29 protein-coding genes are annotated in these 20,732 nt (G+C 70.7%); 21 read left to right on the top strand and 8 right to left on the bottom strand.

Annotation, left to right across the window (positions count from 1 at the left end):
* The first annotated feature begins 78 nt into the window (after positions 1–78).
* Positions 79–489 (top strand): PLD nuclease N-terminal domain-containing protein, encoded by a 411-nt coding sequence (locus F3T56_RS16945; RefSeq protein ID WP_149826008.1) that lies wholly within the window; start codon positions 79–81, stop codon positions 487–489.
* Between the two features lie 10 nt (positions 490–499).
* On the opposite strand, the gene F3T56_RS16940 is transcribed toward F3T56_RS16945, so the two are convergent.
* Positions 500–841: an ArsR/SmtB family transcription factor gene (locus tag F3T56_RS16940; protein ID WP_149826007.1), complete on the bottom strand. Its 342-nt coding sequence runs from the start codon at positions 839–841 to the stop codon at positions 500–502.
* 119 nt (positions 842–960) lie between these two features.
* On the opposite strand from F3T56_RS16940, the gene F3T56_RS16935 reads away from it, so the two are divergent.
* Positions 961–1,944 (top strand): quinone oxidoreductase family protein, encoded by a 984-nt coding sequence (locus F3T56_RS16935; protein WP_149826006.1) that lies wholly within the window; start codon positions 961–963, stop codon positions 1,942–1,944.
* A 43-nt stretch (positions 1,945–1,987) separates the two neighbouring features.
* Here F3T56_RS16935 and F3T56_RS16930 read toward each other — a convergent pair whose 3' ends face one another.
* Positions 1,988–3,124 carry a CU044_5270 family protein gene (locus tag F3T56_RS16930; RefSeq protein WP_149826005.1) on the bottom strand — a complete coding sequence of 379 codons (1,137 nt, stop codon included), beginning with the start codon at positions 3,122–3,124 and terminating at the stop codon, positions 1,988–1,990.
* Positions 3,121–3,816 carry an RNA polymerase sigma factor gene (locus F3T56_RS16925; protein WP_149826004.1) on the bottom strand — a complete coding sequence of 232 codons (696 nt, stop codon included), beginning with the start codon at positions 3,814–3,816 and terminating at the stop codon, positions 3,121–3,123. The genes F3T56_RS16930 and F3T56_RS16925 overlap by 4 nt, the downstream gene beginning before the upstream one ends.
* Before the next feature lie 103 nt (positions 3,817–3,919).
* Here F3T56_RS16925 and F3T56_RS16920 point away from each other — a divergent pair, with 103 nt between their 5' ends.
* The 11 genes from F3T56_RS16920 (at position 3,920) to F3T56_RS16870 (ending at position 9,728) form a co-directional block, all read left to right on the top strand.
* Positions 3,920–4,660, top strand: coding sequence for a MerR family transcriptional regulator (locus tag F3T56_RS16920; protein ID WP_149826003.1), 741 nt, complete (start codon positions 3,920–3,922; stop codon positions 4,658–4,660).
* Between the two features lie 172 nt (positions 4,661–4,832).
* Positions 4,833–5,108, top strand: coding sequence for a hypothetical protein (locus F3T56_RS16915; RefSeq protein WP_216372968.1), 276 nt, complete (start codon positions 4,833–4,835; stop codon positions 5,106–5,108).
* Complete coding sequence (gvpO, locus tag F3T56_RS16910) at positions 5,089–5,430, top strand: gas vesicle protein GvpO (protein ID WP_149826001.1); 342 nt, start codon at positions 5,089–5,091, stop codon at positions 5,428–5,430. Before F3T56_RS16915 ends, gvpO begins: the two co-directional genes overlap by 20 nt.
* Positions 5,431–5,450: 20 nt before the next feature.
* Positions 5,451–5,930 carry a gas vesicle structural protein GvpA gene (locus F3T56_RS16905; protein WP_149826098.1) on the top strand — a complete coding sequence of 160 codons (480 nt, stop codon included), beginning with the start codon at positions 5,451–5,453 and terminating at the stop codon, positions 5,928–5,930.
* Positions 5,931–5,933: 3 nt separating this feature from the next.
* Entirely contained in the window at positions 5,934–6,659 is a 726-nt protein-coding gene (locus tag F3T56_RS16900) for a GvpL/GvpF family gas vesicle protein (RefSeq protein ID WP_149826000.1), read from the top strand.
* A 117-nt stretch (positions 6,660–6,776) separates the two neighbouring features.
* Positions 6,777–7,040: a gas vesicle protein GvpG gene (locus F3T56_RS16895; RefSeq protein WP_149825999.1), complete on the top strand. Its 264-nt coding sequence runs from the start codon at positions 6,777–6,779 to the stop codon at positions 7,038–7,040.
* 43 nt (positions 7,041–7,083) lie between these two features.
* On the top strand, positions 7,084–7,557 hold the full coding sequence (locus tag F3T56_RS16890) for a hypothetical protein (protein WP_246203654.1): 474 nt from the start codon (positions 7,084–7,086) through the stop codon (positions 7,555–7,557).
* Positions 7,550–8,518, top strand: coding sequence for an SRPBCC family protein (locus tag F3T56_RS16885; protein WP_149825998.1), 969 nt, complete (start codon positions 7,550–7,552; stop codon positions 8,516–8,518). Before F3T56_RS16890 ends, F3T56_RS16885 begins: the two co-directional genes overlap by 8 nt.
* Positions 8,515–9,030: a gas vesicle protein gene (locus F3T56_RS16880; protein ID WP_149825997.1), complete on the top strand. Its 516-nt coding sequence runs from the start codon at positions 8,515–8,517 to the stop codon at positions 9,028–9,030. Before F3T56_RS16885 ends, F3T56_RS16880 begins: the two co-directional genes overlap by 4 nt.
* Positions 9,031–9,082: 52 nt before the next feature.
* Positions 9,083–9,340, top strand: a complete 258-nt coding sequence (locus F3T56_RS16875; RefSeq protein WP_149825996.1) for a gas vesicle protein — start codon at positions 9,083–9,085, stop codon at positions 9,338–9,340.
* Entirely contained in the window at positions 9,321–9,728 is a 408-nt protein-coding gene (locus F3T56_RS16870) for a gas vesicle protein K (protein ID WP_149825995.1), read from the top strand. Before F3T56_RS16875 ends, F3T56_RS16870 begins: the two co-directional genes overlap by 20 nt.
* A gap of 85 nt (positions 9,729–9,813) precedes the next feature.
* Here F3T56_RS16870 and F3T56_RS16865 read toward each other — a convergent pair whose 3' ends face one another.
* From F3T56_RS16865 to F3T56_RS16855, 3 genes are all read right to left on the bottom strand, one after another.
* Positions 9,814–10,986, bottom strand: a complete 1,173-nt coding sequence (locus F3T56_RS16865) for a PASTA domain-containing protein (protein ID WP_246203653.1) — start codon at positions 10,984–10,986, stop codon at positions 9,814–9,816.
* Between the two features lie 242 nt (positions 10,987–11,228).
* On the bottom strand, positions 11,229–11,903 hold the full coding sequence (locus F3T56_RS16860; RefSeq protein ID WP_246203652.1) for a response regulator transcription factor: 675 nt from the start codon (positions 11,901–11,903) through the stop codon (positions 11,229–11,231).
* Positions 11,875–13,788 carry an ATP-binding protein gene (locus tag F3T56_RS16855; RefSeq protein ID WP_149825993.1) on the bottom strand — a complete coding sequence of 638 codons (1,914 nt, stop codon included), beginning with the start codon at positions 13,786–13,788 and terminating at the stop codon, positions 11,875–11,877. The genes F3T56_RS16860 and F3T56_RS16855 overlap by 29 nt, the downstream gene beginning before the upstream one ends.
* 126 nt (positions 13,789–13,914) lie before the next feature.
* Here F3T56_RS16855 and F3T56_RS16850 point away from each other — a divergent pair, with 126 nt between their 5' ends.
* From F3T56_RS16850 to F3T56_RS16835, 4 genes are all read left to right on the top strand, one after another.
* The gene (locus tag F3T56_RS16850) at positions 13,915–14,382 is read left to right on the top strand and encodes a nucleoside deaminase (RefSeq protein ID WP_149825992.1); all 468 of its coding nucleotides are present in this window, start codon (positions 13,915–13,917) and stop codon (positions 14,380–14,382) included.
* Positions 14,375–15,349, top strand: coding sequence for an isopenicillin N synthase family dioxygenase (locus F3T56_RS16845; RefSeq protein WP_149825991.1), 975 nt, complete (start codon positions 14,375–14,377; stop codon positions 15,347–15,349). The genes F3T56_RS16850 and F3T56_RS16845 overlap by 8 nt, the downstream gene beginning before the upstream one ends.
* A 126-nt stretch (positions 15,350–15,475) precedes the next feature.
* Positions 15,476–16,270: a hypothetical protein gene (locus F3T56_RS16840; RefSeq protein WP_172638988.1), complete on the top strand. Its 795-nt coding sequence runs from the start codon at positions 15,476–15,478 to the stop codon at positions 16,268–16,270.
* A complete protein-coding gene (locus tag F3T56_RS16835; RefSeq protein ID WP_149825989.1) occupies positions 16,263–16,739 on the top strand; it encodes a GntR family transcriptional regulator in 477 nt (158 codons plus the stop codon). Before F3T56_RS16840 ends, F3T56_RS16835 begins: the two co-directional genes overlap by 8 nt.
* On the opposite strand, the gene F3T56_RS16830 is transcribed toward F3T56_RS16835, so the two are convergent.
* The gene (locus F3T56_RS16830) at positions 16,700–17,068 is read right to left on the bottom strand and encodes a DUF7848 domain-containing protein (protein WP_246203651.1); all 369 of its coding nucleotides are present in this window, start codon (positions 17,066–17,068) and stop codon (positions 16,700–16,702) included. The two genes, F3T56_RS16835 and F3T56_RS16830, sit on opposite strands and share 40 nt — an antisense overlap.
* Before the next feature lie 400 nt (positions 17,069–17,468).
* On the opposite strand from F3T56_RS16830, the gene F3T56_RS16820 reads away from it, so the two are divergent.
* Both F3T56_RS16820 and F3T56_RS50070 read left to right on the top strand, forming a co-directional pair.
* Positions 17,469–18,482, top strand: a complete 1,014-nt coding sequence (locus F3T56_RS16820; protein ID WP_149826096.1) for a helix-turn-helix domain-containing protein — start codon at positions 17,469–17,471, stop codon at positions 18,480–18,482.
* The gene (locus F3T56_RS50070; RefSeq protein WP_425473581.1) at positions 18,424–18,555 is read left to right on the top strand and encodes a DUF397 domain-containing protein; all 132 of its coding nucleotides are present in this window, start codon (positions 18,424–18,426) and stop codon (positions 18,553–18,555) included. Before F3T56_RS16820 ends, F3T56_RS50070 begins: the two co-directional genes overlap by 59 nt.
* A 278-nt stretch (positions 18,556–18,833) precedes the next feature.
* Here the strand turns inward: F3T56_RS50070 and F3T56_RS16810 are convergent, their stop codons facing one another.
* Entirely contained in the window at positions 18,834–19,556 is a 723-nt protein-coding gene (locus F3T56_RS16810; RefSeq protein ID WP_149825985.1) for a helix-turn-helix domain-containing protein, read from the bottom strand.
* Between the two features lie 68 nt (positions 19,557–19,624).
* Here F3T56_RS16810 and F3T56_RS16805 point away from each other — a divergent pair, with 68 nt between their 5' ends.
* A complete protein-coding gene (locus F3T56_RS16805; RefSeq protein WP_149825984.1) occupies positions 19,625–20,278 on the top strand; it encodes a flavin reductase family protein in 654 nt (217 codons plus the stop codon).
* A gap of 122 nt (positions 20,279–20,400) precedes the next feature.
* The gene (locus F3T56_RS16800; protein ID WP_425473583.1) at positions 20,401–20,688 is read left to right on the top strand and encodes a hypothetical protein; all 288 of its coding nucleotides are present in this window, start codon (positions 20,401–20,403) and stop codon (positions 20,686–20,688) included.
* The last annotated feature ends 44 nt before the right edge of the window (positions 20,689–20,732 follow it).

Raw genomic sequence — 20,732 nt, 5'->3', positions numbered from 1 at the left:
CGACCATCATGGGCGGAGGGCCGGTACGTACACGTACGGCTCCCGCACCGCCGTCACTGCTTCCAGGGGGCCTGTTCCATGCTCAGGGTGTTGATGTACCTCGTGCCGCTGGCGCTGACGATCTACGCCTTCATCGACTGCCTCAACACCCCCGAGGACGAGGCGAAGCATCTGCCCAAGATCGCCTGGGTCTTCATCATCCTGCTCTTCTGGATCGTCGGCCCGATCGTCTGGCTGGCGGCGGGCAAGATGCGCCACGTCCCCGCGAACGGCCGCACCCCCTCGGAGTGGCACCGCAACCACCGCATCGAGTACGTGGCCCCGGACGACAACCCCGAGTTCCTGAAGTCCCTCGCCGAGGACAACAAGAAGGACGAGTCGCTCCTCAAGAGCTGGGAGGCCGATCTCCGCCGCCGCGAGGAAGAGTTGAAGCGGCAGGAGGACGAGAAGCGGGACAAGAGCGAGGGGAAGAAGGACGGCGAGGAGTAGGGCCGGGAGTTCAGTCCTCGCGCAGGACGAGTGCGAGCAACCCCGGGAAGCGGGTGTCGAATTCCTCGCGTCTGAGGCGGTTGACGCGCTTTGGGCCCTCGTCGCGCTGCTCCACGAGGCCGGCGGCGCGCAGTACGGAGAAGTGGTGACTGAGGGCTGCCTTGCCGACGGGGACGTCGAAGCTGCCGCAGCTGCGGGTCCAGACCGGGGAACCCGCCAACTCCCGTACGAGGGCGATGCGTACGGGGTCGGCGAGGGCGGCGAGGGCGGTCAGGACGGGGACGTCGTCGGGGTGGGTGTGTTCGGGGGCGACCCGATGGCTGCTGCCGCGACTCGTGCCGCGCTGGGTCATGACCGGCTCCTCCGGTAGGGCTTGCCGAGTGTTCGATGAAAACCATACAGTCGCGAGTGTTCGCTTTTCATTGAACAGTCGGGTCCAGTCGGACTCGGCAGTCGAGCGGGGAGTTTGGCATGCGCGCGATCGAGTTCCGGGAGTACGGCGGTCCCGAGGTTCTGGAGGTGGTCGAGGCCGAGGTTCCCGAGCCCGGGCCGGGGCAGGTGAGCGTCGATGTGGCGTACGCGGGCGTGAACTTCGCCGATCTCAAGGCCCGTTCCGACGGCTACCGGGTGGCCGCGCTGCCGTACCGGCCCGGCCTTGAGGTCTCCGGGCGGGTGCGCGCGCTCGGCCCGGGGGTGGACGGGTTCGCGGTCGGGCAGGAGGTGACCGCGCTGACGGATGCCGGGGCGTACGCGGAGGTCGTGGTGGCCGACGCGGTGACCGTGTTCCCGCTGCCCGAAGGCGTCGGCCTCCGTACCGGCGCCACGCTCCCCACCGTGCTGCCGACGGCGTACGCGCTCGTGCACTCGGTCGGCGGGATCCGGCCCGGCGACAGCGTCCTCGTGCAGGGCGCGGCCGGGGGGATCGGCACCGTGGCGGGGCAGTTGGCGAAGGCGGCGGGGGCCGGGGCCGTGTACGGGGTCGTGTCGGACGCGGCCAAGGCGAAGCACGCGCTCGACCACGGGTACGACGAGGTCTTCGTCGGCGGGTTCACGGAGGAGGTGCGGGAAGCCACCGGCGGCCGTGGCGTCGACCTCGTCCTCGACCCGGTCGGCGGCGACACCCTCCGCACCGGCCTCGCCTCCCTCGCCCCCTTCGGCCGCCTCGTCTCCTTCGGCAACGCGAGCGGGGCCGAGCCGTGGACCGTCGGCCAGCCCGAGCTCTACCCCCGCGGGCTGACCGTCTCCGGGTTCTCCGTCCTGGCGCTGGCCAAGACGGCCCCCGCCGAGCTGCGCGCCCTCGCCGAGCGGGCGTTCGCCGCGGTCGTCGACGGGGTCGTATCACTTCCGGTGACGGCGGAGTTCGCGCTGGCGGAGGCGGCGGGGGCGCACCGGTTGATGGGGGCGCGCAAGAGCGTGGGGAAGCTGCTGCTGCGGGTGGGCGGCGACGAGGGGTAAGGGGCCGCCGTACGCTTCGTCCGCCCACGCCGTACCGGAGTCCTCAGTCGCCCAGCGCCTCCCCCTTCTTGTCGACGACCCCCACCTCCAGCAGGGCCTCCCTGTCCGAGCCGAGGTACTTCAGGCTCTGCTTGTCGAAGACCCGGACGACGCGATCCTCGCCCTGGCCGAAGGACAGGCCGATGCCTTCTCGGCCGACGGCGTCCTTCGCGTTCTGGACGACGGTCACGCCGGGGACCTTGGCGGCGGCACGGACGAGGGCGCTGTCGAGTTCGGGCAGCAGTTGCGCGATGTCGAGCATCGTGTCGATGTACTCCAGCGCGGCCTCCTCGTGCGTCGGCCCCTGCCCGCTCGTTTCGGCCCACACCTTCTCGTACAGCTTGTCGGGGTCGGTGGGCATCTTCTGCAGCTCGCGGTAGTTGAAGCCGTTCGGGTCGGCGGAGAGCGTCATGTCCTCGGTGGTTTTCTCAAGGGCCTCCTTGATGTCCCCATCCGGCATCCCCTCGGGGATGTACTGCCCCTCCGGCCAGGTGGTCCTGGCGAGGCCGTTTCGCTTGCCGTCGACGGCGACCCAGTCGATGCGGTGGTACGGGTACTCCTTCTTGGCGGCCTCCTTGGTCTCCTTCTCGTCGGCCTCCGGGGTCTCCATCCAGGCCTCCATCGGGGCTTTCATCGTGCCCCGGACCTCGGTGTAGATGTACTGGTCGTCGCGCAGGGGCGGCATGGTGGCCGTCGTCGCCGTCGCGGCACCGGCGATGCGGTCCAGCAGGCGCAGGGCGTCCGCGTCGGTGGCCGGGCGGTCCGGGTCGCTCACGGCCACCATCACCAGCACGGAGGCCACCGCGACAGCCGCGCCGAACGGCACCGCGATCAGCGCCGTCCGACGACGCCGCGGGCCTCCGGGCCGGCCGAAGCCACGGCGTCGCGGGCGGCGGACGTACGCGGATGACGACGGCCGCCGTATCTCCACCGCCGCGTCGTACGACGGGACGTCCTCGGTGGCGTCCCCGGTCGCGTCGGGCTGCGGGGTCTCCACCACTAAGTCCGTCCGCAGGGCTTCCTCGCCGGTGATCTCTCGCATCAGGTGGTCCTCCAGCTGGAGCAGGCGGTCGCTCGGCAGGACCGGATCACCCGGGCTCGGCAGCAGCCGGGCCAGTTCCGCGCGTTCCTCGGGGTTCATCGGTGTCTCTCCTGTGCCTGTGCCGACCGGGCCGCTTCCGTGCGGCCACCTGGTTCCTGTCCGCTGCCCGGGAGGGGTCTCGTTCTGGTTCGCCGCGCCGCCGACTGCCGTACGAGTTCCGCCTCCGCGAGGCCGCGCAGCCGCTGCCGGGCGCGGGCGAGACGCGACCGTACGGTGCTGACGGGCACCTCCAGGGCTTCGGCGGCGGCCGCGTAGCTCAGCCCCGACCAGACGCACAGCGCGAAGACCTCGCGCTCCCGTCTTCGGAGTTTGGTGAGGGCGACGCGGGCGGCGGCGAGCCGTTCGGAGTCCTCCATGCGGCCGACGAGTTCGTCGGCGAAGTCCGGCTCGGTCTCGCGGTCCGCCCGGCGCTCCGGCAGCCGGGCGAGGGCGGCGCTGTGCCGCCGGGCGGTGCGCCGGGTGTTGCGGAGCACGTTGGTGGCGATGCCGAACAGCCAGGGGCGCAGACTGCCGTCGCCGTCGTCGATGCCGGTCAGCTCGGCGTCCGACAGCAGCCTCTCGCGCAGCCGCCACGCCTCCAGGAAGGTCAGCGACACCACGTCCTCCGCCGCGCTCGGGTCCGCCGTCAGCCGTGCGGCATGGCTGTACACCGCCCTCGCGTGCGCACGGAAGAGCTGGGCGAACGCCTGCGGATCGCCGGCCCGCACCCGGGCGCGTAAAGAAAGTTCCACGCCCTCCCCTGTCCGCTCGACGCCTCTCGTCTCTGTGGTATGGGTCACATCGCGGGGCGGCCTAGTCTTCACCCCGATGCCCTCGATGCCCCCAACGCCGCCGATGCCCTCGATACCGCCGATACCCCGCCGTCCCGAACCCTCCCCCACCCGCCTCCGCCCCGTCGACCTCGCCCGCCTCACCGGTGTCTCCACGCAGCAGATCCGCAACTACGAGGAGGCCGGTGTGCTGCCTCCGGTGCCGCGTACGGACTCCGGGTACCGCGTGTTCGGGGAGACGCACCGGCGGGCGCTGCTGACGTACCGGGCCATGGTGAAGGGGTACGGGGCCGTGGCCGCGGCGGTGATCATGCGGACGGTGCACGCGGGCGACGTACCGGAGGCGCTGGCCCTGGTGGACGCGGCGCACGCGGCGCTGCACGCGGAGCGGGTGTCGCTGCGGGAGGCGGGCGAGGCCCTGGAAGCGCTGGCCGGGGAGCCGCCGGAGGAGGACGTGCCCGGCACCGATCTGCTGATCGGGGAGGTCGCCGCGCTGCTCGGCGTCCGTACCTCCACCCTGCGCGTATGGGAGGCGGCCGGGCTGCTCTCCCCGCGCCGCGAGCCCGGCACCGGGTACCGCCACTACGCACCCGACGAGGTGCGCGACGCCCGCTTCATCCTCGCCCTGCGCCGCAACCACTACCTCCTCGACCAGATCCGCCCCGTCCTGGACGGCCTGCGCCGCGAGGGCAGCACGGCCGCGCTGCGCTCCGCGATCACCGCCCGCACCACGGCCCTCACCGCGCGCACGAGGGCGATGCTCGAAGGGGCGGGCCACCTGCACACGTACCTGGCCTCCATCTGATGGCGCCCACACCTCATACCTTCGTCGCCCACCCCTGGACCATCGCCCGACAGCGGCCCCGCCCTCCCCCTCCCCACACTGGGCCCAGGGCATGGCGAGCGGGGGGAGCGGGACGGCCGGCGGGACGCCCAAGGGGGCTCCCAAGAGGGACGGGCTGTCGTACCGGAGTGTCGTGTACGAGGTCGGCGAGGGCGAGACCCCCGCCACCGGGTGGAGCATCGAACGTTCACCTGGCGGAGACGGCCGGTTCGCGGAGGAGCTGCGGCGGCGGGGCGCCGATGTGCGCCTCAGCGTGGGCTGCGAGTTCTGGCTGTTCGTGCCGGAATGCCGTCTGCTGAGCAGCGCGGCGGCGGCTGAGCAGCGCGGGCGCGGCCAGAAGTGGCAGGTGCGGTCGGGGAGGTCGAAGATGGACAGAGAGCTGGAAGGTGATGACCACGAACGGCCGTGAGTCGGAGAAGCGCCGTTCCTCGTCGCGGCAGAAGGCGGCCGCCGGGGACCGGGTCTCCGCGCCCGAGGCCATGCGGAGCGCGGTCGAGCAGCTCGCCGAGCTGCTGGGACGCGCTCCCGAGTCTGTTTCCGCGCTGAAACCGACCGAAGAGGGCTGGGAGGCCGAGGTCGAGGTCGAGGAACTGGAGCGCATCCCGCAGACAAGCAGCGTGATGGCCAGCTACCAGGTCGTTCTGGACCCCGCGGGCAAGCTGCTGGCGTATGAGCGTGGACGCCGGTACACGCGCGCGCAGATCGACAGGGGCAACAGCACCAGCCGCTGAGAAGGGAAGAGATCGTGACTGTGGTGCCGCAGGGCGAGGGCGGCGCCGTCGCCGCCCGTCCCGGTGGTGGCTCGGGGAATCTGTACGACGTACTGGAACTCGTCCTCGACCGGGGCCTGGTCATCGACGCGTTCGCACGGGTTTCCCTGGTCGGCATCGAGATACTGAAGGTCGACGCCCGTGTGGTCGTGGCCAGTGTCGACACGTATCTGCGCTTCGCGGAGGCGTGCAACCGGCTGGACCTGGAATCGGGACGCAAGGCCCCCTCCCAGCTGACGGACATCGTCGGGGACGCCACCGAGGCGGGCTCCCGGGGCAAGAGCAAGGGAGCGCTCACGGGCGCGGTCCAGGCCGTCACCGAGTCGCTCCAGAAGGGACGCGGGGAGGACGAGGACCGCGAGTCCGGGCGCGAGAAGCAGCATGTGCGCGCCGAGCGCGGCACGAGCCGCCGTTCCTCGAAGGACCGTTCCTCGAAGGACCGCGAGGACCGCGAGGAGTGAGGGGTGAGCGAGCCGATGTCGGTGTACGTCTACGCGATCACCAAGGCGGAGCATCCGCTGGACCTCGACGACGTCACGGGGGTCGGGGAGGAGCCCGCCGAACTGCACACGGTCAGCGACGGCGGCCTGAGCGCCGTAGTCAGCGAGACCCCCGAGGACCTCTCGGTCGCCCGCCGTGATCTGGAGGCGCACCACGAGGTCCAGGAACAGCTGTGGGCCGACGGCGCCATCCTGCCGTTGAGCTTCGGGTTCGTCGCCCCGGACGAGGACGCCGTGCGCGCCCTGCTGGAGGAGCGGGCCGAGGCGTTCTCCCAGCGCCTCGACGAGCTCACGGGGTGCGCGGAGTTCAACGTCAAGGGCGTACAGGACGAGGACACCCTGTTGCGTGCCATCCTGGCGGACTCCGAGCAGGCCCGGGAGCTGAACGAGTCGATCCGCGAGGGCGGCGGCTCGTACGAGGACCGCCTCGCCCTCGGCGAGCTCGTGGCCGGCGAGGTGCAGACCCGGCAGTCCGCGCTGGCCGAGGAGGTCCTCACCGCGCTGCGGCCGTTCGCGCTGGCCGAGAAGGTGTCCCCGCCGTCCCAGCAGTACTTCGTGAGCGTCTCCTTCCTGGTGGAGGACGAACGGTTCGAGGAGTTCACCCGCGCCGGCGGGGAACTGGACGCGCGCCTGGGAGAGGACGCCGAGCTCCGGCTGCGCGGCCCGCTGCCGCCGTACAGCTTCGTATGACGGTCCGGTTCGTATCACGGCCCGGTTCGTATCACGGCCCGGTTCGTATCACGGCCCGGTTCGTATCACGGCCCGGTTCGTACGACGGCCGGAAGACAGCTTCAGTGAGGAGGCGGTGTGGGACTGGTCGGGAACATTCTGACGTTTCCGTTCGCCCCCGTGCGGGGCGTCGGGTGGGTGGTCGACAAGGTGCGGCAGGCGGCCGAGGAGGAGTACTACGACCCCGCCCCCGTTCAGGAGGAGCTGGTGAACCTGGAGCGGGCGCGGACCGAGGGACGCATCGACGAGGAGCAGTTCGCGCGGCGCGAGGAGGAGTTGCTGCACCGGCTGGAGGAGATCAGCGCTTACCGGCTCCAGCAGGACACACCGCCCGGTTCGTGACGCGCGTGGGCACGCAACGTGGGCACGGAAAGAAGACAGGATCATGAACAACGCCACGATCGGCGCGGCCGTCCTGGGCGGTTATCTGCTGGGGCGGACGAAGAAGGCCAAGCTCGCCCTCGGCGTGGGCGCGATGCTGGCCGGATCCAAGGTCAGGCCCGGACAGCTCGGCAAGGCGCTCGACTCACAGTTCCTCAGCGACGTCACCCACCAGGTGCGCACCGAGCTGACGGACGCGAGCAAGGCGGCGGCGACCTCCGTACTGACGGCCAAGGCCGACAGCCTGGCCGGGACCCTGCACGGCCGCACCGCGGAACTGCGGGAGCGGGCGCAAGGGGAGGGGGAGGGCAAGGCCGAGGACAAGGGCGAAGGCAAGGTCGAGGACGAGGGCGAGAAGGACCGGAGCGGGTCCGAGCGGAAGAGTGAATCCCGCCCGAGGAAGAAGACCGCCGCCGCGAGCCGCTCGAAGAGCGGCAGCTCCACACGGTCGAGGAGGCAGGAGCAGGACGATGGCTGAGGGCAAGACGGCGAACCCCGCCACGGTCCGGCTGAGGGAGGAGCTGGAGGAGTACATCGAGGCCCGGGTGGCGCTGATGCTGCAGGGTGTGGGCCACGGCCTGGGCGAGGGAGCGCGCAAGCTGAGCGAGGCCCGCGCGGCGGGACTGACGTCGACCGCGTCCCACGCCAAGGACGCGCTGGTGGACAAGGCGAAGGGCGTCACGGGCAAGGCCATGGACGTCGCCGGCAAGAGGCACGGCAAGGAACCCGAGGGCGGCACCGGCCGGGAGCACACCATCATCGAGGACATCGACGTGGGTGTCCCGGTGCGCGTGGCGTATGACCAGTGGACGCAGTTCCAGGACTTCGAGCGGTTCGCCAAGGGCGTGGAGAGCGTCGAGCAGGAGGACGACACCACCACCCAGTGGCACGTCAAGATCGGCAAAGCGAGCCGGCACTGGCGCGGGAACATCACCGAACAGGTGCCCGACGAGCGCATCGCCTGGACGTCCGAGGGCGACAAGGCCACCACCAAGGGCGTCGTCACCTTCCACCCGCTCGGCGAGAACCTCACCAAGGTGCTGCTCGTCCTTGAGTACTTCCCCAAGGGAGTGGTCGAGAAGGCGGGGAGCCTGGTGCGCGCCCAGGGCCGCCGCGCCCGCCTCGACCTGAAGCTCTACCGCACGTTCGTCATGATGCGCGGAGAGGCCACGGGCGGCTGGCGCGGGGAGATCCACGAGGGAGAGGTCAGCGAGCCGGAGGCGTCCGAGGAGGAGCCCGAGGCCGACGAGGAGGAGCCCGAGGACGCGTACGAGGACGAGGACGAGAAGGACCAGTACGACGAGGAGGACGAGGGAGACGGGGGAGAGGAAGACGAGCAGGACGAGGAGGCATACGACGCCGAGGAGGGCGACTGGGAGGAGGACGAGGAAGGCGAGGAACGCGAGGGGCGCGGGGAGACGAGGTCGAGTTCGCCGTGAGCCGGCCCGACGCCCCCGTTCCGACGCCGTCGCGGGCCTTCACTCCGTACGGCGGTCAGGGGTCGAGCGCGAACCTCGCCGACATCCTTGAACGGGTGCTCGACAAGGGCATCGTCATCGTCGGCGACATCAAGGTCAACCTGCTCGACATCGAACTCCTCACGATCAAACTGCGCCTCCTGGTGGCTTCCGTCGACAAGGCCAAGGAGATCGGCATCGACTGGTGGGAGCACGATCCCGCCCTCTCGTCCCGCGCGTCCCGCGCCGACGGCCGCCGCTCCCTCGAAGAGCAGAACGAGCGCCTCCGAGCCGAGGTGAGGGAACTCCGCAGCCGCGTCGCGGACTCCCCGGCGGAGCTGTCCGCACCGGAATCGGCCGAGCCCCGCCGCTCCCGTGACCCCGACCGCAAGCCCCGTGCGGCGCCGCGCGAGGAGCGCCGTACGGAGTCCCGGCCGGCGGAGCCGCGACGCAAGCGGCGCAAGGTCGCGGACGCCGAGGACGGGAGCCGATGAGCCCGCACGACGACGTACGAGGACGTACGAGGATGTACGAGGGCGGGAGCCGATGAGCCCTTACGACGACTACGACCGCCCGATCAGCGGGCGGCAGGTGGCGCTGATCGATCTGCTCGACCGGCTGCTGAGCGGTGGGGTCGTGCTCACCGGGGATCTCGTGCTGAGCATCGCGGACATCGATCTGGTGCGGATCTCACTGCGCGCGGTGATCGTCTCCGTCCGCGAGCAGATGGAGGAGCAGTGGGCCCCTGTCCTGGCCGAGCGGGCGCACTCAGGTGAGGGCGGCCATGGCGACGCCCCCGTCTGACGGCCCGCACGTCGACCGGCTCCGCGAGGTGGCCGAGGCCGCGAGCCGGGCGTTCTCGTTGCTGCCCGCGCGGCCGGAGGACGTCACCCCGCCGCCCACCGGCCGCGGCGAGGCCGTCGCGCGTCGTCTGCGCACCGATCCCGACACGGTCGAGCGGGATCTCGTCCGGTTGGTCCTCACCATCGTGGAGTTGTTGCGCCAGCTGATGGAGCGGCAGGCCCTGCACCGGGTGGACCAGGGTGATCTGACCGAGGAGCAGGAAGAACGGCTCGGCATGACCCTGATGGTCCTCCACGACCGGATGACCGAACTGTGCGACCGCTACGGCCTGACCCTGGAGGACCTCAACCTCGACCTCGGCCCACTGGGCACGCTGCTGCCGCCCTGACATCCACCGGCCCGTGCGGTGCCGTGCCCGGGCCGCCCCCTTGCCGGTCCGGGCACAGCACCGCTCGTCACGTCCGCCCCCCCGGTCACGTACCGCCGAAGCCGAACGTACCGGTGTCGGTGCCGCCGTCCTGCCCCGTGCCCCCCTCCTCGCCGGTGCCGTCGGTCTCTCCCGTGGAACCCCCGGTCACAGGCGGGGCGGTGGGCGGGTCGATCGGGCCGGTGGGCGGCTCGGTCGGCTCGGTCGGGACCTCCTCCATGATCAGCGTGATCATGCCGTCGGCCGGAGGCGGTGCGTGGGGCTCCGGGGTCTGGCGGATGATCGTGCCGGGTGGGGCCGTGCCGGTGGACTCGGCGAGGATCACGACCTGGAAGCCCTGGTCCTCCAGGAACTGCCGTGCGTCCTCGGCGAGTTGGCCCGTGACCTCCGGGACCTCGGCGGCGGTGACGTCGTCCGGCGTCGGTTCTCCCGTCGACGGAGCGGAGGTCAGATCGGAGGGGTCCGCGACCGTCTCCTCACCCGGCTCCTCGACCGGCGCCTCCGGCAGCACCTCGTCCTCACTGCCGTCCGAACCCGCCTCCCGGGCCAGCCCGGTGGACGGTTTCTCGACGTTGACGAGCTCGTACTTCTCGACCTCGGCGGTCTTCGGCGCCGGCTTGACCTTGGCCACCTTCTTCGCGTCGTACGACTCCCACTTCTTGTTGTCGCCGTCGAACTCGACGTCGGCGTCGGCGATGTCGTGGCCGAAGGCGCTCAGCGGGTTGCCGCAGCTGCACTGCACGGCCGGTTCCCCGAACTGGTCGACCAGGACTGCGATGCCGGCTTCGAGCAGGGCGTCGAACGGGATCGCCTTGCCCTTCTTGTAGTCGTGGTTCTTGACCAGGGTGTCGCCGCGCAGCAGCACGGGCGTCAACTTCTCCACGTAGCCGGCGATCTCGTCGACGCCGCCGAGGCCCTTGATCTCGGCCCACTGCTCGGCCTTCTTGCGGTTCTCCGGCTTCCGCAGGAACTCGACGAGCTTGTCCCTGTCGCATTGCAGGGGGTTCCGCGTCCCCCCGTACAGCCCGGCGTCGCCGCCCCGCTTCTCCCCTCCCCTGCGGGAGAGCGCGCTGCCGACGGCGACGTCCGCGCCGAGTGCGAGCGCCTGCTTGAAGAAGGGCGCCGCGGACGGCACGCCGCGGGCAACGGCCCGTACCGCGACCTTGCCGAACATGGCGCACCCCGTCGTCATCACGCTGACGACGGCCAGGACGACCACGAGCGCGAGCCCTGTCCCCCGAATCCCCCGCGGTCCCCGATTTCCCCGCGGTCCCCGTATCCCCCGTACCCGTTTCATGATCGTCCTTGGGCTCCTTCCGGACCTGACCGCGCTCGTCGGCCGACGAGCGCGGTCACGCCAGTCTGGGCGCGCGCCGGGGGCGTGCCCACGGTGCCGACACGGGTCCCGCACGCCCGGAAATCCCCGTGCCCACACGGGCGCACACACCAGCGCGGACCGGCTCAGCCGTCGGAGTCCAGATACATCAGCACCGCGCGCACCCGGCGGTCGTACTCCTTGCCCGCGTCCGACGGCAGCCCCAGCTGGGCGAAGATGATGTTGACGTAGCCCTCCACGGTCTTCGTGTTGACCGAGAGTTTCGCGGCGATGGCCGAGTTGGACAGGCCTTCCGCCATGAGGTGGAGCACCTTGCGGTGCTGGTCGGTCAGGCCGTCGAGGCGTGCGCGTTTGCGGGGGCTGCTGTAGAGGGCCCGCTGGATGTCCTCGTCGATCGCGTACCGGCCCGCGGCGACCCGATGGACGACGTCGGTGACGAAGTCGGCCCCGGTGACACGCCCCTTGAGCTGGTAGCCGACGCCGCCCGTACCGGGGTCGGCGCCGGCCTCCAGCAACCGCCGCAGATGGGTCGGCTCGACGTATTTGGACAACAGCAGGATGCCCACGGCCGGATGGGAGCGGCGGATGTCCAGCGCCGCGTCGAGACCGTCCAGCCGGTGGGTGGGCGGCATGCGGATGTCGATCACTGCGAGGTCGGGGAGGGTGTCCGGGACCGCGGCCCGCAGTTCCCGCGCGTCCCGGGCCCGCGCGGCGATCTCGTGGCCCTCGCCCTCCAGGATGGCCATCAGCCCCAGCAGGTACACCGGGTCGTCATCGGCCAGCACGATACGCAGCGCCACCCCGGCCCACCCCTTCCTCTTCTCGGCCTTCTCCGCCTTCTCTGACGGCTTCGCCTGCTTCGGCTTCTCCGCCGATCACTGTGCCCGTGGGCAGCGTCACCGACACGACCGACCCGGCGCCGGGTTCGCTGCGCACGACGAGTCGGCCGTCGTACGCGCTCACCCGGTGCCGCAGTCCGAGGAGCCCCGTGCCGCCGCCCGCCGGGTCGGCTCCGCCGACGCCGTCGTCGGTGACGTCGATCCGGAGCAGGCCCTCGTCATGGCGCAGGTCGACGCGGACCGTCTCGGCGTCGGCGTGCTTGAGCACGTTGCTGATCGCCTCCTTCACCACGTAGTACGCGGTGAGTTCGATCGGTTCGGGCAGCGGCGGGAGCCCGGTGGCGTGGAGGTCGACGGGCAGGGGCAGGTCGGAGGCGAGCGAGCGCAGCGCGGGTACGAGTCCGGCCTCGCTCAGCACCACGGGGTGGATGCCCCGGGCCGCGACCCGCAGTTCGGCGTGGCCCTGCTCCAGCGTGGCGAGCGCGTCGTCCAGCATCCCGGCCAGCTCGGCACCACCCACCGCACCGTCCGCCGTTCCACCCACCGCACCACCCCCCACACCGCCCACCGCGTGGCCGTCGAGGCGTCGCCGCGCGAGCCGCAGCTGGAAGCCCAGGTTGATGAACTTCTGCTGGGCGCCGTCGTGCAGTGCCCGCTCCACCTCCCGCCGTTGCTCGTCGCCGGCCTCGATGACCCGCCGGCGGGACGCGCGCAGCTCGGCGACGAGGGCCTGGTTGTCGAGCTCCAGCGCCGCCGCGGAGACGACCGCCTCCAGGACGTACCGGTCCTCGCGCAGCGCCGGGTCGTGGACGAGGACGCCCACCCGCCGGCCGTCGCGCACCAGGTCGGTGGCCTGCCGCCCCGGCGGTACGGACAGCGTCCGGCCCCCGGTGTCGACGTAACCGTCACCGTCGGGCGCGGGGAAGCCCACCTGGAGCGAACGGTCGCCGAGCGCCACGGCCAACGCCTCGCGCAGCTCCGCCCGGGAGGCGAGCGGCATCCCACGCAGCAGTTCCGCCACGGCCGTACGGCCCAGCCGTACTCGCCACACTCCCGCCAGGAAGGCCGGCGGCAGCAGCAGGACCGTCAGATGGGCGACCGTGAGGAGCGGCGTGTGGGACCACTCCCTCGCCGAGCCGAGCGCCCCGTCGAGCCCGGAGGCCAGGGCGCCCACCACCCCGACGACGAGGAGGGGTGCGAGCACCCGGCGGGCCGGTGGCGTGGCGGTCGCCCAGCGCCAGCCGAGGACGGCCACCACCGCCCCGCTCATCACGAACTGCACGGCCTCGACCGCCTCGTGCAGATCCGGAACGGGGTGCAGGAGCAGCAGGTTGGGAGTCACGGACGCGTGGAAGAACACGCTGACCGGTACGAGGAGGAAGGCCACCACACACCCCGCGACCACGAGCGTCCGGTCGACCAGGGCCGCCGCCACCGGACGCGTACGCCGGTCCATCACGGCCGCCGCCCCCGCGCCTTCCTGTGGTCGCGTACGCCGCAGCCGTCCGTCGGGGAAGACCAGCAACAACGGGATGAGGAAGCCGCTGGAGGCGGAGCGCAGGAACAGTCCGACGGTGTGCACGGCCGGGTCGGTGGAGATCTGCAGGTCCTCGGCGAACCATCCGATGCCCACGAGCAGCATCAGCAGCCCGACCGCGTTGTCCGGCCGCCGCCACCGCGCCAGCAGCCCGGCCCCGAGATACAGCCCTCCGACCGCACCGGAGAACAGGGTCGACGTCGAGTCCGGATGCCGGTCGGGCGCGACGAGGACCAGCACGAACACGCCGAAGGCCGCGCCCGCCACCGCCAGGACGACAGCGCTGCGACGAGGTCTCGCACCCCCCACCGTGGCCCCTCCCCCATGACGTCGCCGCACACACAACGCCGTACGCGACGCCCCGTTACGCCTCATACCCGCCTCGAAGTCGAGCCACTGCCCGCGGCCCGCCCGAAGCCACGGCAGAGTGAGGTCATGGATCAGGCACGAGCACAGGCCCACGCACAGGCACGAACTTGGCTCGCCAGCGCCGTCGAGGAGGCGCGGGCCGGGCTCGCCGAGGGTGGCATTCCCATCGGGGCCGCGCTGTACGGGCCGGACGGCACCGTGCTCGGACGTGGGCACAACCGCAGGGTCCAGGACGGCGATCCCTCCACGCACGCCGAGACGGCGGCCTTTCGCGCGGCGGGGCGGCAGCGGACGTATCGCGGTACGACGATGGTGACGACTCTCTCGCCGTGCTGGTACTGCTCCGGCCTGGTACGGCAGTTCGGCATCTCGCGGGTGGTGATCGGCGAGGCGAGGACCTTCCACGGCGGCCACGACTGGCTCGCGGAGCACGGCGTGGAGATCGTGCTGCTGGACGACGCGGAGTGCGTGGCTCTGATGCGTGACTTCATCGACAACAACCCGGCACTGTGGAATGAGGACATCGGTGAGTGAGCCCCGTCAGCCCCGCATCCCCACCATCGACCTGCGCCCCTGGCTCTCCGGCGCCCCCAAGGCCAGGCGGGCCATCGCTCGTACCGTCGACGAGGCCCTCCAGACCGCCGGGTTCCTCCTGGTCACCGGTCACGGCGTCGACCCGGCCCTCCGCACCCGTATCCGCGAGGCCGCTCGCGCCTTCTTCACGCTCCCCGTGCCGGCCAAGCAGGCGTACGAGGTGAAGGTCGGCGGACGCGGCTGGCTCGGCCCGGGTGCCGAGGCGAACGGCTACTCGGAGGGTACGGAGACTCCGCCCGACCTCAAGGAGTCGCTGACCTTCGCGACGCACGAGCCGTTCGACGACCCTGCCGTGAACGCGGAGTGGTACCAACCAAACGTTTGGCCAACCGAGATCCCGGAGCTCCGGCCGCTGTGCGAGGAGTACCTGGCGCGGATGGGCGAGTTGGAGAACCGGCTCCTCTCCCTCCTCGGCGAAGCCCTCGGCCTGGAACCGGACTTCTTCTCCCGCCACATGAGCCATCCCACCTACGGCTTCAACATCAACTGGTATCCGGGTACGGACGTCATCGGCGACCCGGTGCCGGGCCAGTTCCGTATCGGCCCGCACACCGACTTCGGCACGGTCACGATCCTCGATCGCCAGGCCGGCAAGGGCGGACTCCAGGTGTACACGGACGAGGGCGGCTGGGAGAACGCCCCCTACGACCCCGAGGCCTTCACCGTCAATATCGGTGACCTGATGGCCCGTTGGACCGGCGACCGCTGGCGCTCGGGCCGCCACCGGGTGCTCCCGCCCCCGGCCGACGAGCCGTCCGAGGAGCTGATGTCGCTGGTCTACTTCGGCGAGTGCACCCCAGGGACGATCGTGGAGTCCGTACCGGCACCGGTCGGCAGGGTCGCGTACCCGCCGGTGGACTCGCATGTGTACCTGCGGGCTCAGCTGGACTCGATCACCGTCGACTAGCCGGAACCCCCTCACGCCGGAATCCCTCACCCCCGTGTCGCCTTGTATCGAGTGTTTGACACAAGATCCCACGCCCCGGCATCTTGTACTCACCGCTTGATACAAGATGATCCGGGGGACCTCCTCATGCTCGACACCGCCCCACCCCAGTACCGGCTCCTCGACCACGCCGACCACTACGCCCGCTGGTCCGGTCTGGCCATCGGCATCGTGGCCGCACAGGCGCTGTCCACGCTGGGGGACGTCGAGTTCGAGCAGCGCGTCGTGTTCGCCATCACGGCCTTCGGCCTGTGCGCGGTGGCCGGTGTCCTGCTCGCCGACGCCCTGACCCTGCGTCCCCAGGAGGCGGTACGCACCGCGAGTCTCGCCCCACGCCTGGTCAGAGACCATGTGCCACCGCGCATGGGTCCCCTGATCGCCCTTCAGGGGGTCTCTCTCGTCATCCTGCTGGTGATCACGGCCGCCACGGCCTCCGTCGACCCCGACCGCGTATTCGTCACGGGGAAGGTCGTCGCCACCACCTGCAACGGGATGCGCGAGACCCTCGGCCCCTGGCCCGGCCTGTACTACAGCCTCCCGACGTTCGGCGCGCTCGCCATAGCCACCCCCACCTGTGCCTGGGCCCTGCGCCGCATCGCCCACGGCCCGGGCGAGGAGCAGCAACGCCGCGACCGCGCGTGGGCGGTCACCGGGGCCTGGGGCCTGCTGGTGTCGAGCCAGCAGCTGTACGCCGTACTGATGGTCTCCGTCGCACTGACGGAGACGGGCTGCGCCGGCGTGCTGGGCGCCCTCACCTTCTGGGTGTTCTATCCCCTGGCCCTGCTGAACGTGTTCACCGTCGTCTGGTCCCTGGTCACCGTGGTGGCACCCCGGGCGGTCGACGACGAAGCAGCCGAGGACGAGGCCTTCGACGATGAGTGACCCCGCAGACCCCACCGACCCCGCCGTACGCGTCGACACCACCAGCCAGGTACCGCCGTACGAGCAGATCCGCGCGCAGCTCGCCGCGCTGATCGTCTCCGGCCGGCTGGTCGAGGGCGACCGGCTGCCGACCGTACGCCAGCTCGCCGCCGACCTCGTCCTGGCGCCGGGCACCGTCGCCCGCGCCTACCGCGAACTGGAGGCCGCCGAGCTGATCCGCACCCGCCGCGGCGCGGGCACCCGGGTCGCGACGCCCCCGTTCCGCCCCGGCAACCTCGACCCGACCCAACTCACCACCCTCGCCCGTGACTTCACCTCGGCCGCCCGGGCCCTGGGCGCCGCCCCGGAGGCCATCCTGGACGCCGTACGGGAGGCGCTGGGCCCGGAGCCCGACCCTGTGACACGCCCCGCCCCTGATGAACCACTGTTTCAGCCCGGGACTTCCTCCAGCGGCTCCAGCACCGAGTAGTCGCCGAAGCTGCGGCGGTACCGGAAGTGCCGAGTCTCCTGGGTGTGCCAGCGCTGCCACTCCTCCACGGCCGCGGGGTCGTGCCGTACACCCGACTCCGCGCCGCACTCCGTCTCGTCACCGGACACGCACCGCGCCTCGTACTCCGGCTCGGCCGACTGGTCCTGCGCGATGACGTACGGCACGTAGCGGAAGACGCGGCGGGTCCGGGCGGGTCCGGGTGCCCCGGTCGCGTGGTCGCGCCGCTGATGCTGCCGGAGCAGGACGTTCGCGTCGGTCTCCGCGCTGCGGTCGTACCGGGCGCGGGCCTCGTCCCGTCGTACGGCCAACTCGGCGCAGCCCTCACAACCCGGTACCTGAACGGGTGGCCTCCCCAGGGGCTCATGTTGACGCAATGTCACACCCTCCTCTTCGCACGCCGATTTGCCGCCTTCACCTGCGCCCCGATCCGCTCCGCCTGCGTCGCCGGTCTCAGCACCTCCGGATCCGCCTCCCACTCCCGGCCACCACCCACCGGGCGCAACATCGCATACGGCCCGACCTTGGCCCGGTACTCGCCGACCCGCCGCGTCCGCGGGTCATAGACAAGCTGTCCATCTGGTTCCACGTGCACTCCACAGCCATGCTCGTAACTCTGGGTGTATCAAGGGTTGCCGAGGGGAACGGTCGCAATCAATGCGGAACGTGTGGCATTGGGTGTTTGGCACGGAGCGGAACGAGGGGGACGTTGTGATGAGGCGGAATGCGGAGGGGGTTGGCGGGGCCACTAACGCGGCGCTGTTCGGGGAGGTGCTACGGCACTACCGCGAGGCGGCGCTGCTGACGCAGGAGGCGCTGGCGAGGCAGATCCCGTGCGACCGGTCGCAGGAGGCGAAGATCGAGGCGGGGACGCGGGTCCCGAGCGAACAGTTCGCGAAACGGTGCGACGAAGTGCTGGGTACGGGTGGGGTGTTGACCCGGATGTGGAGGAAGATCGACTGGTATCCGGAGGTCCAGCATCCGGACTGGTTCGAGCGCAGGGTCGAGATGGACGCGGTGGCCGTTGGGCTGCGGGAGTACCAAGAGCAGGTCATCCCGGGCCTGTTGCAGACACCGGCCTACGCACACGCGCTGTTCTCCCAGGTCTTGGCCGGTGACGAGGTGGACGAACGCGTCCGGGCCAGGATGAGCCGCCAGCCACGTTTCCTGTCCGACGGCGGTCCGCTGTATGTCGCGGTCCTGGACGAGAGCTGCCTGCGCAACGCGGTGGGGAGCCCGGAGGTCATGCGTGACCAGTGCGCGCATCTGCTCAGCGTCGGCCAACGGCCCAACATCCGCATCCAGGTGGCCCCCGCGGACCTTTACGGACTCGTCCGCCCCAAGGTCTCCATGTCGCTGATCGACCTGCCCGGCGAGCGGTGGGTCTACTCGGAGTCGCAGCACAGCGGCCACTTCACCAACGATCCGGCGGTCTACGCCCGCGACAGCCAGACCTATGATGTGCTCAGAGCGGACATCCCGTCAGCCCGCGAGTCCGCCGCTCTGATCAGCGACGTGATGGAGGGGTACGAGCGTCATGGACAGGTACGACCTGAGCGCGGCGATCTGGATCAAGAGCAGCTACAGCGGCAACGACGGCGGCAACTGCCTGGAAGTGGCGATCTGGATCAAGAGCAGCTACAGCGGCGACAACGCGGGCGACTGCATCGAAATCGCCCCCGCTATCCCCGGCGTCGTCCCCATCCGCGACAGCAAGAACCCTGACGGCCCGGTCCTGGTCATCAACCGTGCCGCCTGGCGCAGCTTCATCGGCGCCCTGCGGACACATTCGCATTGAGCCGGTCGGCATCCCCAATTGGGTACCGAGTCTCAGCCCCACCCCTCATGACCTGGCATTTCCTGGCTGTCCGTGAGACTGAGCGCCCAATTCGCCGCGGACGGACCGGTTGTTCGTCCACGCTTCGCGCATCGCGGAAATCATCCTCTGCCGGCCCACCTCTTCCCTTCCGCACGCGGTGATTTTCCACAGGAGCCAGGAGCGTGTGTCAGTAACGCAGACGGGTGCGGTGCCGTGAGGCGCGGGTAGCGGCAACGTCTGATCGGGTGGATCGATGTTCAGCTGATAGGAGTGTGCGTCTCGCCGGACAGGCCGAGGTGGTCCCGAAGCGCGCGCCGACCGATCTCGGTGAGGGCGACGGCGCGGCTGGTGCCGATCCGAGTGATCCAGCCAGAGTCGAAGGCATGACGGCACATGGCGGCACCGACCGTACCGGCCAGGTGAGGGCGGCGTTCGGTCCAGTCCAGGCACGAGCGGACGGGCGGACGCCGTGTGGCGGGTGGTAGCACGATGCCGAGTTCGGCCAGCCAGGCGGTCCCGTTGCCGGTGAGCGTCAGTCCTTGCTCCCAGTCCAGCAGCCCTCGGTCGGTCATCGCCTCGGTGATCGCGACCCCGAGGGCACCCGCGAGGTGGTCATAGCACGTGCGGGCACGGGCCAGCGCCCGGCTCCGGTTGACAGCAGGCAGTGAGCAGGACGGAGTGACGCGTCGAGGAGCCATGGAGGCAAGGGTCTCGATCAGTTGGGCTGTCTCGGGATCGGCGAGGCGCACATAGCGATGACGACCCTGACGCTCCTGGACGAGCAATCCTCCGCCGACCAGGAGGTTCAGATGCTCGGTCGCAGTCGAGGCGGCCACCCCGGCATGGCGCGCCAACTCGGTCGCGGTCCATGCCCGACCGTCCAGGAGGGCCAGGCAGAAGCTTGCGCGGGTGCCGTCCGCCAGAAGTCCGGCCAGAGCGGCGAGGTCCGGGCCGTCCAGGCGCGTGTCAGGGTCTCTCATCGCCGTCCATCATCCTCCAGCGATCCTTCGGCGGGGGCCGAAAGGTCTTCACCCTACGGTCGACTCCCATGGATACCGCAGCGCCCAGCACCACGCCCAACAACACGTCGGCCGCCCATGTGACCATCGAGCCGAGCATCCTGTACTTCGGAACGCCGGTCGTACTGATCTCAACAGAGAACGAGAACGGCTCCTTCAACCTGGCGCCGATGTCCTCGGCCTGGGCACTCGGCCACGTCATCGTCCTCGGTCTGGGACCCGGGGGACAGACCACGCACAACCTCCGCAGCCGACCCGATCTCGTGGTCAACCTCCCCGCGCCCGCCCAGTGGCCGGCGGTGGAGCGGCTGGCGCCGCTGACCGGACGCACTCCGATACCCGTGGACAAGCGCGGCACCTTTCGTTTCGAACCGGACAAGTTCGCCGCTGCCGGCCTGCGACCTGAACCCTCCGAGCTGGTCCGGCCGCCCAGGGCCGCCGAATGCCCCATCCAGTTGGAGGCCCGCGCCTCCCGGGTCCAACCCGATGCCTCCGGAGCGTTCCTCATCGTCGAAGCGCACGTGCTCAAGGTCCACGCCGATCCGCGTATCGTCGTCCCCGGCTCCCAGCACATCGACCCGGCCACGTGGAGCCCACTGATCTACAACTTCCGCCACTACTACGGACTGGGCCCCGAACTCGGCCACAGCTTCCGCTCCCAGACACCCCGGCAAAGCCACTGACCGACCTCGAAGTCCGTGAACAGAAGCCCGTAAACATATGGGACAAGGGGGCTGGAGTGGGGCCAGGGCGCAACCGGCAACCCGCGTGCGGCTCGTGATCATTCGTGCGGGATGCTCCCGGTATGCGTGATGGGGAGGGTCTGTTCGAGGCCGAGCCAGTCGAGCCGAAACGGCCGCAGGCGCGTGCGGCGGCGGTGGACAGGCGGTTCCGGGCGTTCGACCCGCATCAGGTCCTGCCGCTGCCGCCGTCGCTGGACGACTGGCTGCCCGAGGACCACCTGGCCCGGCTCATCGCCGACCTGGTCGACCAGGCGCTCGACCTCTCGCCGGTCCTGGCCACCTCGGCAACCACGATCACCCGGTCAGTTGCCGGTTACTGGGACACGCTCCTAGGGCCTGTTCTGAGTTGAGATCACGGGATCGGTCATTCCCGCTTCAGGAGGGCGCTGGCTGC

The sequence above is a fragment of the Streptomyces tailanensis genome (assembly GCF_008386495.1).
GTDB lineage: Bacteria > Actinomycetota > Actinomycetes > Streptomycetales > Streptomycetaceae > Streptomyces > Streptomyces tailanensis.
Note: the sequence above shows the minus strand (reverse complement) of the source record. Positions and strands in the feature narration are given on the sequence as shown.